Origin of the sequence: Microtetraspora malaysiensis (assembly GCF_050947145.1) — a bacterium.
In the GTDB taxonomy this organism is placed as follows: domain Bacteria; phylum Actinomycetota; class Actinomycetes; order Streptosporangiales; family Streptosporangiaceae; genus Microtetraspora_A; species Microtetraspora_A malaysiensis.
The window spans coordinates 1744470-1758847 of sequence record NZ_CP191998.1 but is presented as its reverse complement, the minus strand read 5'-3'; the positions used below and the strand labels follow the sequence as shown (position 1 = coordinate 1758847).

At 71.6% G+C, this 14378-nt stretch carries 12 protein-coding genes; 8 read left to right on the top strand and 4 right to left on the bottom strand.

The features are described 5' to 3' along the window. Positions 1–50 precede the first annotated feature (50 nt). On the bottom strand, positions 51–1166 hold the full coding sequence (gene ald, locus ACQP1V_RS08595) for an alanine dehydrogenase (protein ID WP_387408564.1): 1116 nt from the start codon (positions 1164–1166) through the stop codon (positions 51–53). A gap of 29 nt (positions 1167–1195) precedes the next feature. Further along, positions 1196–2578: an aspartate aminotransferase family protein gene (locus ACQP1V_RS08590; protein WP_433420624.1), complete on the bottom strand. Its 1383-nt coding sequence runs from the start codon at positions 2576–2578 to the stop codon at positions 1196–1198. 246 nt (positions 2579–2824) lie between these two features. Between ACQP1V_RS08590 and ACQP1V_RS08585 the strand changes: the two genes are divergently transcribed. From ACQP1V_RS08585 to ACQP1V_RS08560, 6 genes are all read left to right on the top strand, one after another. After that, positions 2825–4165, top strand: a complete 1341-nt coding sequence (locus tag ACQP1V_RS08585; protein ID WP_387408562.1) for a M20/M25/M40 family metallo-hydrolase — start codon at positions 2825–2827, stop codon at positions 4163–4165. Positions 4166–4304: 139 nt separating this feature from the next. Beyond that, positions 4305–4958: an ATP-binding cassette domain-containing protein gene (locus tag ACQP1V_RS08580; RefSeq protein WP_387408561.1), complete on the top strand. Its 654-nt coding sequence runs from the start codon at positions 4305–4307 to the stop codon at positions 4956–4958. A gap of 11 nt (positions 4959–4969) precedes the next feature. Then, a complete protein-coding gene (locus ACQP1V_RS08575; RefSeq protein WP_433420620.1) occupies positions 4970–7306 on the top strand; it encodes a YhgE/Pip family protein in 2337 nt (778 codons plus the stop codon). Then, positions 7303–7887, top strand: coding sequence for a TetR/AcrR family transcriptional regulator (locus ACQP1V_RS08570; protein ID WP_433420618.1), 585 nt, complete (start codon positions 7303–7305; stop codon positions 7885–7887). Before ACQP1V_RS08575 ends, ACQP1V_RS08570 begins: the two co-directional genes overlap by 4 nt. 155 nt (positions 7888–8042) lie before the next feature. Further along, complete coding sequence (locus ACQP1V_RS08565; RefSeq protein ID WP_433420615.1) at positions 8043–9875, top strand: extracellular solute-binding protein; 1833 nt, start codon at positions 8043–8045, stop codon at positions 9873–9875. A gap of 15 nt (positions 9876–9890) precedes the next feature. Continuing rightward, complete coding sequence (locus ACQP1V_RS08560) at positions 9891–10640, top strand: hypothetical protein (RefSeq protein WP_433420613.1); 750 nt, start codon at positions 9891–9893, stop codon at positions 10638–10640. A gap of 27 nt (positions 10641–10667) precedes the next feature. Here the strand turns inward: ACQP1V_RS08560 and ACQP1V_RS08555 are convergent, their stop codons facing one another. After that, on the bottom strand, positions 10668–11612 hold the full coding sequence (locus ACQP1V_RS08555) for a threonine ammonia-lyase (RefSeq protein WP_433420611.1): 945 nt from the start codon (positions 11610–11612) through the stop codon (positions 10668–10670). Between the two features lie 103 nt (positions 11613–11715). Here ACQP1V_RS08555 and ACQP1V_RS08550 point away from each other — a divergent pair, with 103 nt between their 5' ends. Beyond that, positions 11716–12036 carry a hypothetical protein gene (locus ACQP1V_RS08550; protein WP_433420608.1) on the top strand — a complete coding sequence of 107 codons (321 nt, stop codon included), beginning with the start codon at positions 11716–11718 and terminating at the stop codon, positions 12034–12036. A gap of 84 nt (positions 12037–12120) precedes the next feature. Beyond that, positions 12121–12762 (top strand): LysE family translocator, encoded by a 642-nt coding sequence (locus ACQP1V_RS08545; RefSeq protein ID WP_387408552.1) that lies wholly within the window; start codon positions 12121–12123, stop codon positions 12760–12762. Positions 12763–12783: 21 nt separating this feature from the next. Here ACQP1V_RS08545 and ACQP1V_RS08540 read toward each other — a convergent pair whose 3' ends face one another. Then, positions 12784–14373 carry an acyl-CoA synthetase gene (locus ACQP1V_RS08540; RefSeq protein WP_433420605.1) on the bottom strand — a complete coding sequence of 530 codons (1590 nt, stop codon included), beginning with the start codon at positions 14371–14373 and terminating at the stop codon, positions 12784–12786. Positions 14374–14378 lie beyond the last annotated feature (5 nt).

Sequence of the window (14378 nt, the reverse complement as noted above, 5' to 3'; positions counted from 1 at the left end):
TCATGCGCGGTGTCCCCCGAGACACCGCGCGACGGGCGATCAGGTGTGGATCAGGTGGCGAGTACTTCCGCGACCCGGGTGAGCGGCAGGCCGTGCGCCACCGCCACCGGCTCGCTGGTGATCCGGCCGGCGTGAGTGTTGAGTCCGAACTGGAGGGCTGGGTCACCGCGCAGCGCCTCACGCCAGCCGAGATCGGCGAGCTTGACGGCGTAGGGCAGCGTGGCGTTGGTCAGGGCGTACGTCGAGGTGTTCGCCACCGAGCCGGGCATGTTGGCCACGCAGTAGAAGACGGACTGGTGGACCGGGAATGTCGGCTCGGCGTGTGTGGTGGGACGGGAGTCCTCGAAGCAGCCGCCCTGGTCGATGGCGATGTCCACGAGCACCGATCCCGGCTTCATCCGGGAGACGAGGTCGTTGGACACGAGCGTCGGCGCCTTGGCTCCCGGGATGAGGACGGCGCCGATGACGAGGTCGGCGTCCAGCACCGCCCGCTGGATCGCGTACGCGCTGGACACGACGGTCTTGAGACGGCCCTGGTAGATGGCGTCGATGAAGCGGAGCCGGTCGATGCTGATGTCGAGCACGGTCACGTCGGCGCCCATGCCCACGGCGATCTGGGCGGCGTTGAGACCGGAGACGCCGCCGCCGATGACGACGACCTTCGCCGGCGAGACACCGGGGACGCCGCCGGGCAGGACGCCCCGCCCGCCGTTGAACCGCATCAGGTAGTACGCGCCGACCTGCGGGGCGAGCCGCCCCGCCACCTCCGACATCGGCGCGAGCAGCGGCAGGCCGTTCCCGACCTGCACCGTCTCGTACGCGATGGCCGTCGTCTTGGCGGAGAGCAACGCGTCGGTGCAGGGGCGGGAGGCGGCGAGGTGGAGGTAGGTGAAGAGCACCTGGTCCTCGCGGAGGCGGTGGTACTCCTCCGCGACCGGTTCCTTGACCTTGAGGATCATCTCCGACTCGCCCCAGACGACGTCGGCGGTGTCGATGATCTTGGCTCCGGCGGCGAGGTATTCCTCGTCGGTGATGTGCGAGCCGAGGCCGGCACCACGCTGTACGAGAACGTCGTGGCCGTGGCGGATGAGTTCGTGAACTCCCGCGGGGGTGGCGGCGACGCGGTACTCGTGGTTCTTGACCTCGGCAGGCACTCCGATTTTCATGCGCTGGTTCCCTTCATAGGGTCACGGTTTCATAGCCGGGCCCAGGCCTCCGTGAGCACCGAGCGGAGGATCCCCTCGATCTCGTCGAACTCCTTCGGGCCACAGATCAGGGGCGGCGCGAGCTGCACCACCGGGTCGCCGCGGTCGTCGGCGCGGCAGTAGAGGCCCGCGTCGTAAAGAGCCTTGGAGAGGAAGCCGCGCAGCAGCCGCTCGGACTCGTCCTCGTTGAACGTCTCCTTGGTCGACTTGTCCTTGACGAGCTCGATTCCGTAGAAGTAGCCCGAGCCGCGGACGTCGCCGACGATCGGCAGGTCGAGCAGCTTCTCCAGCGTGGCACGGAAGACCGGCTCGTTGGCGGTGACGTGGCCGAGCAGGTCCTCGCGCTCGAAGATGTCGAGGTTGGCCAGGGCGACCGCCGAGGCGACCGGGTGGCCGCCGAAGGTGTAACCGTGCGCGAACGTCTCGGTGCCGTTCTTGAACGGCTCGAACAGCCGCTCGGAGGCGATCATCGCGCCGATCGGGGCGTAGCCGCTGGTCAGGCCCTTGGCGCAGGTGATGATGTCGGGCACGTAGTCGAACTTCTGGCCGCCGAACATCGTGCCGAGACGACCGAAGGCGCAGATGACCTCGTCGGAGACGAGGAGCACGTCGTACTGGTCGCAGATCTCGCGCAGGCGGCGGAAGTATCCGGGCGGCGGCGGGAAGCAGCCGCCGGCGTTCTGGACCGGCTCGACGAAGACGGCGGCGACGGTGTCGGGGCCCTCCATCTCGATGGCCCGGCCGACCTCTTCGGCGGCCCAGCGGCCGAACGCCTCGGGGTCCTTGTCCGAGCCGGGGAAGCCGGTGATCTCGTCGGCGCGGTAGATGTTGGTGTTCGGCACCTTGATGGCGCCGGGCACGAGGGGCTCGAAGACCTGCTTGAGCGCGGGGATGCCGGTGATGGACAGCGCGCCCTGCGGGGTGCCGTGGTAGGCGATGGCGCGGCTGACGACCTTGGTCTTCAGCGGCTTGCCCTGAATCTTGAAGTACTGCTTGGCCAGCTTCCACGCGGACTCGACGGCCTCGCCGCCGCCGGTGGTGAAGAAGACGCGGTTGAGGTCGCCCGGGGTCAGCTCGGCGATCCGGTGCGCCAGCTCGGCGGCCTTCGGGTGGGCGTAGGACCACAGCGGGAAGAACGCCAGCTCGCGCGCCTGCTTCGCCGCCGCCTCCGCGAGCTCCTCGCGGCCGTGTCCGACCTGGACAACGAAGAGTCCGGCCAAGCCGTCAAGGTAGCGCCGGCCGTGGATGTCGTAGACATACGCGCCCTCACCCTTGACGATCATCGGCACTTCGGCGTCCTGATACGCGCTGTGCCGGGTGAAGTGCATCCACAGGTTGTCCTGTGCGGCCTTGAGAACGTCGGGGTCCGTCATCGCAACCTTCCCTAGGGTGATCTGGTGCTCGCTTCAGTCTGCACGTAGAAGCGGCAAAAGCCAAGTGATTGCGTGGCCGCAATGTGCATGGACCTCGAAATCCGTGACGCCATCAGGCAAGAACAACGAAATCCGTGATGCCATTACCGGACAAGCCCGACCTTGCTCACCTCTGACCCGCATCGGCGGTGTGGTGCAATGAAGCGCACTAGACACAGCCGACAAAGGGGTCGGAGAGGGGACCGCATGACACCTGAAGAGATCGAGAGCGCCGTCGAGGCCGGCATGCCGCGGGCCGTGGAGGATCTCACGCGACTCGCCGCCATCCCGTCCGTGGCGTTCCCCGGCCACCCCGACGAGCCGGTGCTCGCCGCCGCGGCGCTGACCGAGGAGCTGCTGCGCGAGGCGGGCCTGCCGCACGTGCGTCAGATCCCGGTCGAGGGCAGCTTCCCCGCCGTGTACGCGGAGGCGCCCGCCCCGCCCGGCGCGCCCACCGTGCTGCTGTACGCGCACTACGACGTGCAGCCGGCGGGCGACCTCGCCCTGTGGCGTACCCCGCCGTTCGAGCCGACGCTGATCGACGGCGCGCTGTACGGCAGGGGCACCGCCGACGACAAGAGCGGCGTGATCGCGCACGTGGCGGCGCTGCGCGCGTTCGGGGGTGACTTCCCGGTCGGCGTCAAGGTCATCGTCGAGGGCCAGGAGGAGTACGCCGGGGAGCGCCTGGAGGACTTCGTCGAGGCCAACCCCGAGCTGGTCCGGGCCGACGCGATCGTGGTCGCCGACTGCGGCAACCCGCGCGTGGGCGACCCGGCCCTGACGACGACGCTGCGCGGGATGGCCGCCTTCACCGTGGAAGTGCGCACCCTGCGCGAGGCCGTGCACAGCGGCGCGTTCGGCGGCGCCGCCCCGGACGCCCTCACCGCCCTCATGCGGATGCTGTCCGCGCTGCACGACGAGCGGGGCGACGTGCGCGTCCCCGGCCTGCCGCAGGGCACGTTCGAGGGCGACTCGGACGAGACCGAGGAGGAGTTCCGCGCCACGGCGGGCGTGCTCGACGGCGTCTCGCTGGTCGGTTCCGGCTCGCTGGCCGACCGCCTCTGCGCGTCGTACGCGATCACGGTCACCGGGTTGGACGTGCCAACCGTGTCGGGCGCCGTCAACGCGGTGCAGCCGACGGCGCGGGCCCGGGTCACGGTCCGGATCCCGCCCGGCGGCGACCCGAAGACGGCGCTCGACGACGTGACCGGCTTCCTCCAGAAGGTCGCGCCGTGGGGTGCCGAGGTGACGTTCGACGACCTCGTCACCGGCTCCGGCTTCCTGGCCGGCGGCGGCGGCCGGGCGCGGGCCGCCGTCAGCACGGCGATGGAGCGGGCCTTCGGCCGTCCGCCGCGGGACGTGGGCCAGGGCGGCTCGATCCCGCTGGTCGCCAAGCTGGCCGCGCTGTTCCCCGAGGCCGAGATCCTGCTGTACGGCGCCGAGGACGGCGAGGCGTCGATCCACGCCCCGAACGAGCGGCTGGTCGTCGAAGAGTTGCGCAAGGTCATCGCCACCGAGGCGCTCTTCCTGGCGAGCTACGGCGCCTGACGGCGCTTCCCGCACGTAAAACGGCCGTGCGGTCCCCATCCCCGGGGGCCGCACGGCCGTTTTTCGTGTGGGCGTATGATGGGTCCCGATTTGTACTGACTGGTCAGTTTAATAGATCGATTCGCGAGGAGGCAGGACCGTGGTGTTCCCGGGTGTCGAGGTCGTGGCGAAGGACCTCACGCTGAAGGGCGAGCACGGGCCGGTCTACTCCGGCGTGTCCCTCACGGTGGAACCGGGCAGCCTGGCCGCCGTCGTGGGGGCGGCGGGCAGCGGGCGCACTGCGCTCCTGCTGACCCTCGCCGGGCGGATGAAACCCTCCTCCGGCTCGCTGTCCGTCGGCGGGCAGAGCGCGATCCGGCGCATCCAGCGGATCGCCGCGCTCGGCCTGATCTCCGACGTGAACGACCTCGACGGCGCGCTGTCCGTACGCGAGCACCTGCACGAGCGGCTCGGGCCGTGGGGCCCGCCGTGGCGCAGGCGGCTCACCCGCTCCGCCGAGGAGGCGCTCGCGGAGGCCGGGCTCGACCTGTCCGCCCTGCCCGGCGGCGAGCGCGCCCTGGTCCGGGCGCTGACCCGCGACCAGGCGGTCCGTCTCGGGATCGCGCTCGCCCTGCTCGACCGGCCGGGCCTGCTCCTGGTCGACGACCTCGACCTCGGGCTCCCCGAGGAACGCGGCGACGAGCTCTGGCGGACCCTGCGCGACCTCTCCAGCGCCGGCCTCACCGTCGTCGCCGCCTGCACCGGCCCGGCCCTCGCCGGGCGCCACGCCGACACCGTCACAGAACTTTCGTGAGGATCTCCCCCGTGAAGCCGCTCCCCCTGCACCTCGGCCGACTCGAGCTGCGCCGGTTCACCCGGTCCCGGCTGACCCGGGCCGCGCTGGTGGGCGTCGTCATGCTGCCCCTGCTGTACGCCGGGCTCTACCTGTGGTCGTTCTGGGACCCGCAGGGCAACCTGAAGAACATCCCCGTCGCCCTCGTGGTCGAGGACCAGCCGGCGATCACGGACGGCAAGACCGTCGACGCCGGGCGCGACCTGGCCCGCGAGCTCGAAGAGCGCGAGGTCTTCTCCTGGCACCGCACGGACACCGCCGGCGCCGATCAGGGCATGCGCGACGGCACGTACTACCTGTCGCTGACGATCCCGCGCGACTTCAGCGCCAACCTCACCTCGCCGTCCGGCGACGGGCAGCCGCGCCCGGCCCTGCTCGGCGTCCGCGTCGACACCGGGCGCAGCTACATCATGCGAACCATCTCCGACGCCGTGTTCGACGAGGTGAAGGCGGCGGCCGACCGCACCGCGGTCAAGGGGTACCTCGACCAGATCTTCCTGTCCTTCGCCGACCTGCACGACGCGACCGCGAAGGCGGCCGACGGCGCCGACCAGCTCCACGACGGCTCCACGACCGCCCAGAAGGGCGCGATCAAGCTGGACAAGGGACTCGGCAGCGCGCAGACCGCCGTGCGCAAGCTCTCCACCGGCGCGACCACGCTCCAGGACGGCTCGGGCACGCTGGCCCGGGGCCTTGGCGAGGCGTACAAGGGATCGACCAAGCTGGCGGGCGGCCTGGCCACGGCCGGCAAGGGCGTGGGCGAGCTGCGCGGCGGCCTGGCCGCCCTCGACAAGGGCGCGGCGAAGCTCGCCGAGGGCAACCGGCAGGCGTACGAGAACGTGCACGCGCTGGCCCCGAAGATCAACCAGGCGGCGGACAAGTACGTGCCGATCCTGAAGGAGAACGGCCCGGCCATCCGGTCGGCGGCGCTGTCTGTCGCGAAGGGCGCCGACACGATCGCGAACGCGCTCGGCGACCTGCCCGACTCCGTGCGGAACCAGGCCGGGCAGGCGCAGCGCGACCTGAGGGCGGTCGAGCGGTGGCTGAACAGCCACCCCGACGCCGACCCGGAGCTGCGCTCCCTCGTCGGCAGCGCGTCCGGCTCGGCGGGCGAGCTGGCGAGCACGGCCGGCCGCCTGCGGGACAAGGTCGCCGCCCAGTCCAGCGCGGTGGACGACCTCGCCGCGAAGGCCCGCGCCCTCGCGTCCGACGCCCGCGCGCTCGCCGACGCCGCGCCCGCTCTCGGCGGCAGGCTGGAGAAAGCCAAGGACGACTTCAACACTCTGGACTCCGGGCTCAAGCAGCTCGCCAAGGGCGCCTCCGACCTGCACGACGGCACCGGAAAGGCGTTGAAGGGGGCCACCTCGCTCGCCGGCGGCGTCGGCGAGCTGCGCGGCGGCGCGGGCACCCTGTCGGACGGCCTGCGCCGGCTCGACAGCGGCGCCAAGCAGCTGACCGCCGGTCTCGGCACGCTCGCCTCCGGGGCGGGCAAGCTCGGCGACGGCATCGGCGAGCTGCGCGGCGGCGCCGGCCAGCTCGGCTCGGGCCTGGGCGAGCTGGCCGACGGCTCCGGCGAGCTGGCCGCCAAGCTCGGCGACGGCGCGGCGCAGATCCCCTCCTACGGCGCCGGCGAGCGCGACAGCCGTACCGAGGTGATGAGCGAGCCGGTGCGGGTGTCCACCGAGGTGGACAACGAGGTGCCCAACTACGGCACCGGCTTCGCGCCGTTCTTCCTGCCGCTCGCGCTGTGGGTCGGGGCGATGGTGACGTACATGGTGCTGCGGCCGGTCAACCCGCGGATGCTCGCCGGCTCCGCCCCGGCCTGGCGCACGGCCCTCGCGGGCTGGCTGCCCGGCGTGGCGATGGGCGCGCTGCAGGTCGCGGTGCTGCTCGCCGTACTGCGGTTCGGCCTGGGCATGGAGGCGCGGCACTGGGCCGGCGCGGCCGCGTTCCTGCTGCTCACGGTGGCGGCTTTCCTCGCGATCGTGCAGGCGGTGAACGCGCTCGTCGGGCCGCCCGGACGGGTGCTGGTGCTGGCGCTGCTGATGCTGCAGCTCACCTCGGCCGCCGGGACGTACCCGATCGAGACCTCGCCCGGGTTCTTCCAGACCATCTCCCCCTGGCTGCCGATGAGCTGGGTGGTCGCGGGGATGCGGCGGCTGATCAGTGGCGGCGACACGATCATCGTGTGGCAGGCTTGCGGAGTGCTTTCCCTCTTCGTCGTCGCCGGCCTCGCGCTGACCATGCTCGCGGTGCGCAATGGCCGTACCTGGACCATGCGCAGGCTCAAGCCGGAGCTGGCGCTGTGACCCGCGAGGACACCAGGAACCGGCTCTTCCGGTCGGCGGTCGAACTGATCGCCGAGCAGGGGTTCTCCGGCACGACGGTCGACGCCATCGCCGAGCGGGCGGGTGTGGCCAAGGGCACCGTGTTCTACAACTTCGGCAGCAAGGACGCCCTGTTCGCCGCCCTGCTCGACCACGGGATCGGGCGGCTCAGCACGTCCCTGGCGGAGGCGGCCGAGGCGGCGGGCGGGCCGGCCGCCCCGCTGGCCCGGCTCGACGCGGTCGTGCTGGCGCAGCTCCGCTTCCTCGACGAGTACGGGCCGTTCGCCCGCGTGCTGTTCGGCGAGATGTGGCGCACGGCCTGGCAGGACGCGGTCGTGCGGCTCCGCGAGGACGCGCTCGGCGTCTACGAGCGCATCCTCGCGGACGCGGTCGCCGCCGGGGAGCTGCGCGCGGACTTCGACACCGGGACCGCGGCGACCGCGCTGTTCGGCATGGTGCTGACGGTCTCGATCGAGCGGCGGGTGCTGCGTCCCGAGCGCCCGCTGGAGGAAGTCCACGCCACGCTGGTCGAGCTGATCCACGGCCGGGTGGCCCGCGGCTGACGTCACGCGTGCCGCGTTGTCGGTGACCAAATCGGTCGAAGCGGGTTAGCCCCCCGAGACGATCTGCAACTAACGTAGTTCGCCGTTCGTCAGCATAGGCAGCGACCTCAACCGCCGGATCGAGGTCGTGGCCCGCCTTCCCCCACGGAGGACGCGTGTACCAGCCCCAGCAGCCGAGGCGACGTCGCAGCTTCGCTCCGTTCATCGTCGCGATCGTCCTCGCGGGCGCCCTGATCGTCGGACTGAAGCTCTTCTTCGGCGGGGACGTGAGCTTCGGCGGGGGCGGTGGCGACGGGGGCGGCGACGGCACCGGTCAGAAGCTCGCCTGCGGCGACGGCGGCACGTCCGTGACGGTCGCCGCCTCCAGCGAGAAGGCCGAGCTGCTCCGGGAGATGGCGAACCGCTACAACGGCCGCAAGGTCGGCGGCCGCTGCGTGGACGTGGTGGTCACGTCCAAGCCGTCCGGCGGCGCGATGCAGGCCCTCGCCCGGGGCTGGAACACCGAGCAGGACGGCCCGAAGCCGGACGTGTGGACCCCGGCCGGCACCGGCTGGATCACCCTGCTGCAGCAGCGCGCCGAGGGGGCGGACAAGGGGCAGATCGTCTCCGGGGACAACCCGTCGCTCGCCACGACCCCGCTCGTCATCGCCATGCCCAAGCCGATGGCGCAGGCGCTCGGCTGGCCGGGCAAGCAGCTCGGCTGGTCGAACATCCTCGACCTCGCCAACGACCCCAAGGGCTGGGCGAAGTACGGCCACCCCGAGTGGGGGCCGTTCCGGCTCGGCAAGACCAACCCCGAGTTCTCGACCGCCGGCCTGAACGCCACCGTCGGCGCGTACTTCGCGGCCACCGGCCTCTCCGGCGACCTGTCGGAGAAGAACGTCTCCGACCCCGCCACCCGGCGGTTCGTCCAGGGCGTCGAGCGGTCGATCGTCCACTACGGCGACACCACGCTCACCTTCCTCGCGAACCTCCAGCACGCCGACGACCAGGGCGCGGCGATGTCGTACATCTCGGCCGTGACCGTCGAGGAGAAGTCGGTCTGGGACTACAACCAGGGCAACCCGAGCGGCGACCCGAAGACCCTCGGCGACCACCCGAAGCCGAAGGTGCCGCTGGTGGCGATCTATCCCAAGGAGGGCACGCTCTTCTCGGACAACCCGTACGCGGTGCTGTCCTGGGCGGGCGACGAGAAGCGCGCCGCCGCGCTCGACTTCCTGAAGTTCCTCCACGAGGACGAGCAGCAGAAGAAGTTCGCGTCGTACGCCTTCCGCTCGGCCGACGGCAAGCCGGGTGAGCTGATCTCCGCCGCGAACGGGCTGGACCCGAAGCAGCCCGCGACCACGCTCAGCGTCCCGATCCCGAACGTGCTGGACAAGACGCTCAAGAGCTGGGCCCAGCTGCGCAAGCCGGCCAACGTGCTGATCGTCATGGACACCTCCGGCTCGATGGGCGCCGAGGTGTCCGGGACCGGCAAGACCAAGCTCGACCTCGCCCGCGAGGCCGCGATCAACGCGCTGCCCCAGTTCGGTCCGAACGACCGGGTCGGCCTGTGGATGTTCTCCCTCAACCAGGGCGGCGGCAAGGACTACCTCGAACTCGCCCCCATCGCCAAGAACAACAAGAAGACCCTGGAGATCAAGCTGAACGGCCTCATCCCGAACGGCGGGACCGGCCTGTACGACACCACGCTCGCGTCGTACCAGCACGTGATGTCGCACCGGCAGGGCGACGCGATCAACGCGGTCGTCTTCCTGACGGACGGCAAGAACGAGGACAACAACTCGATCTCGCTGAACACGCTGATCTCCAAGCTGCGCACGGAGGCCGGGCAGGACACGGTCCGCGTGTTCACGATCGCCTACGGCTCGGACGCCGACCTGGAGACGCTCAAGAAGATCTCCCAGACCACGGACGCCGCGGCCTACGACTCCCGCAAGGCCGGGAGCATCGACGACGTCTTCACCGCCGTGATCTCCAACTTCTGAGTCAGGAGCCCTCCCGTGTCCCGTTTCACCGACGAGCTCCGCGACCCCTGGGCGCTCCTCATCGGCGCCACCGCGGGCGGGGCCGCCTGGGCCGTCAACGTGCCCCCCGCCGCCGCGGCGGGCGTCGGGGCCGCGGTGTGGCTGGCCAAGTCGTTCGCCTCCGCGTGGGTGTCCACGGGCGGCGAACGCCGCCGGGACGAGCCGGAACCGCCGCCGGTCACCAAGGGCAGTCCGGAGGAGGGGTGGCTGCGGCGGGCCGAGCGGGCCGCCCGCTCGTTCGCGGACCTGACCGCCTCGATGCGCGGCCAGATCCTGCTCGACCGGATCGCCGCGATGGCGCCGCAGGTCGACGACACCGTCGCGACGCTGCGGCGGCTCGCCGGGCAGGCCTCGGTCACCGGCGCCGCTCTGGCCCGCTTCGACCCGCGCCAGCTCAGGCAGGAGCGCGCGCGGCTCGACCAGGCCCGCCGGGCGGCCACGCCGGACGTCGCGGGCGAACTGGACCGGTCGATCGCCGCGCTGAACGCGCAGCAGGAGGTGTTCGACCGGCTGACGGCCGCGCGCGGACGGATCCTGGCCCGCCTGGAGTCCGGCGCGATCAGCCTGGAGGGCCTGGTGGCGCGAGTGATCGAGATGTCGGCGATGACCGCCACCTCGGCGGTGGACGGCGGCACGGCGGCGCTCGACGAGCTGACCTCCGAGCTGGAACTCACCCGGCAGAGCCTGCGCGAGGCCGAGGAGGCCACCCGCGGCGACCTCGGTTAGCGGGGCCGGTTCGGTTCCGGGCCTCGGTCAGCTCGGCAACAGGCGGGCGAGCTCGGCGGGACCCGCGTTGGCCCCCGTACAGACCACGGCGACCTTCCGCCCGGCGAATTCGTCGCGGCGGGCGAGCAGCCCGGCCAGCGCGGCGGCGCCCGCCCCCTCCGACAGGGTGTGCGCGTGGGTGAGCAGCAGGCGCTGCGCCGCGTTGATCTCGTCGTCGCCGACCAGCGTGAAGTCCGAGAGGTCCGCGCGCATGATGTCCTGCGGGAGGGCGAAGGCCGATCCGGTGGCCAGCCCCTCGACGGTCGTCTTCACCGGCCGCCGAACGGCCTCGCCGAGACGCCAGGAGTCGTACGCCGCGGGCGCCTGCGCCGACTGGACCGCGATCACCCGGCAGCCGGGCGCGACGGCCCGCGCGACCACGCAGGCGGCCGCCGCACCGGTGCCCGATCCGACCGGGACGAAGATCGCGTCGAGGTCGGGCCGCCCGGCGAGGATCTCCAGGTAGAGCGTGCCGACCCCGGCGATGATGTCCGGCTCGTCCGCCGGACTGATCAGCCGCGCCCCCTGCCGCACGGCGCTCTCCCGCGCGTGCCCGGCCGCCTCCACCATGGTCGCGCCGGCGATCTCGACGGTCGCGCCCAGGGCCTCCACCGCCGCGACCTTGGCCGGGTTGGGGTTCTCCGGCATCACGATGGAACAGGGGACGCCGAACAGCCGCGCGGCGTACGCCACGGACTGGGCGTGGTTGCCGGTGGAGTACGTCAGCACGCCCGTCGATCGACCTTCCATCCGGGCCAGCAGCGTGATGCCGCCGCGGACCTTGAACGCGCCGGTCGGCTGGACGTTCTCGTGCTTGACGTGCACCTCGACCCCGGCGACCGCGTTCAGCACGGGATAGGACCACATCGGCGTCTCGGGCAGGTGGGGGGCGAGCAGCGTCCGGGCGCGCAGGACATCGCGAAGATCTGTCATGCGCTCCAGGGTCGCGGGCCCGGCATTCATCAGTCCAACAGAGATTTTCGCGGTTTCATATAGATGGGGTTGATATTTCCATTTGATCCGTCAGGGGGCGACGATGCTCGATCCCGTAGGGCTCCGGGTGCTGGTCGCGGTCGCGGCGCGAGGCTCCGTCGCTGACATGGCCCACCGCCAGAGTCGGCAGTCCTTCGTCGACGAGGTCCTTGCACTGATTCCAGTCGAGGAGTACACAACGGACGTCGCGCGAGTCCACGCGCGGCTCATGGCGCATGTCCGGCGACAAGGCAAGCCGCGCGGGGCCTACGATCTGCAGATCGCTGCCACCGCCGCCGCCACAGCGCGAACGTTGATCACGATGGACTCCTCGGCGGCCTTCGACGATCTGCCCGGGGTACGGGCGAGGGTCGTTCCCGTCTGAGCCGCGACGGGTGCCGGGGCGGCGTCTCAAGGGGCGGGAAAACGGGATGTCGCGGGGGTGGGGTGCGTGGTTATGCTCCGCTCCATGCCCGAGATCACCACTCTCCTTCTCTTCGCGGCGGCCACCATGGCGCTGCTCATCGTGCCCGGCCCGGCCGTGGTCTACATCGTGACCCGCAGCGTCGCCCAGGGCAGGTCCGCAGGTCTGGTCTCGGTGCTCGGCGTACACGCGGGCTCCGTGGTCCACGTCGTCGCCGCCGCGCTCGGCATCAGCGCCGTGCTCGCCGCCTCGGCCACCGCGTTCACGATCGTGAAGTACGTCGGCGCGGCCTACCTCGTCTACCTCGGTGTACGGAAGCTGATGGCCCGGGCCCCGGAGGGCGAGGAGCCCGCGATCGAGCGGGCGTCGCGGACCCGGCTCTTCGCCGAGGGGTTCGTGGTCAACGTGCTCAACCCCAAGACGGCGATCTTCTTCCTGGCGTTCCTGCCACAGTTCGCCGACCCCGCGCGGGGCCCGATCGCGCCGCAGATCGTGTTGCTCGGCGTGATCTGGATCGTGCTCGGGATGGCCAGCGACGGCACGTACGCGCTGCTCGCCTCGGCGCTCGCCGGGCGGCTGCGGCGCTCCGCCCGGGCCCGGCGGCGGATCGACGTGGGCAGCGGTGTCGTGTACCTGGGGCTCGGCGCGGTGGCCGCCCTGGCGGGCGAGGGCGCCAGGAAGCTCTGAGCCGCGCCGAGCGCGCCCGGTTCAGGTGGCGACGGCGCGTGCCGCCGTCTCCTTGGCCCACCGGTAGTCGGCCTTGCCCGCGGGCGAGCGGACCATCTCGTCCACGAACGCGTATGTACGGGGCACTTTGTAGCCCGACAGCCGCTCCCGGCAGTAGGCGTCGAGTTCCTCCCGGGTCGGGGCGGTCCCCTCGTACGGCTGGACGACGGCGGCCACCCGGGAGCCCCACCGCTCGTCGGGGATGCCGGTGACCACGGCGTCGAACACCGCCGGGTGGCCCTTGAGCACCGCCTCGACCTCCTCGGGGAAGACCTTCTCTCCTCCCGTGTTGATGCACTGGGAGCCGCGGCCGAAGACGCGGATGGTGCCGTCCTCCTCCACCAGGGCGAGGTCGCCGGTCAGCAGCCAGCGGGTGCCGTTCTCGTCGGTGACGAAGGTGCGGGCCGACTTCTCCGGGTCCTTGTAGTAGGCGGTGGCGATCCGTCCGGCCTTGGCCACCGTGCCCATCTCGCCGGATCCCGGCTTGACCGGGCGCAGCGCGTGGTCGAGCACGGCGATCGTCGAGTTGGTGTTGGGCTGGTACTTCATGCCGGACTCGGGCGAGGAGTCGGACAGCGCGGACGCGGTGTACCCCGACTCGGTGGAGCCGAAGTTGTCCACGATCATCACGTGCGGCAGCACCTCCTGGAGGCGGTCGCGGACCGCCCCGGTCAGGATGGCGCCCGTGGAGCTGATCACGCCGAGCGCGGACAGGTCGTAGGAGCCCGACGCGACCTCCTCGGCGAGCGGGCGGGCCATCGCGTCGCCGGTGAGGTTGACGGTGAGGACGCCGTTGCGCTCGATCGCGCGCAGGGCGTCGGCGGCGTCGAACTTCCGGGTGTAGACGATGGTCCCGCCGAACCACCAGGCGATGTACGTCGCCATCTGGGCCGCGCCGTGCATCAGCGGGGCCGCCGCCATCATGACCAGCGGGCCGGCGTTCCTGGCCTGCTCGATCAGCGCCTCCGGCGTCTTCACCGGCTCGCCGTACGGGTTGCCGGCGCCGAAGGCCATGAAGAGGTCCTCGACCCGCCACATCACCCCCTTGGGCATGCCGGTCGTGCCGCCGGTGTAGATGATGTAGAGATCGTCGCCGGAGCGCGGCGGGAAGCCCCGGGTGGGCGGGCTCCCCTCCAGCGCCGTGTCGTACGGCACCGCGCCCGGCACGCGGGAGTCGCCGCCGACCGCGATGAGGTGGCGCAGTTCGGGGGCGTCCGGGGCGACGGCCGCGACCCGGTCGTCGAACTCCACGTCGAACAGGAGCGCCGCGATGTCGGAGTCGCGGTAGAGGTAGAGCAGTTCGGACTCGACGTACCGGTAGTTGACGTTCACCGGCACCGCGCGGATCTTCAGCGCGGCCAGCAGGCCGACGACGTACTCCACCCCGTTGCAGAGGTGGAGCCCGACGTGCCGGCCGGGCCCGATCCCGTGCGCGGCCAGGTGGTGGGCCAGCCGGTTGGCCCGCTGGTCCAGGTCGGCGTAGGTGACGCGCTCGTCGCCACAGACGACCGCCGTGCGGTCCCCCACCGCGTCGGCGAGTCCCTCGAACAGGTCGGCGTGGTTGAACTCCATCGCGG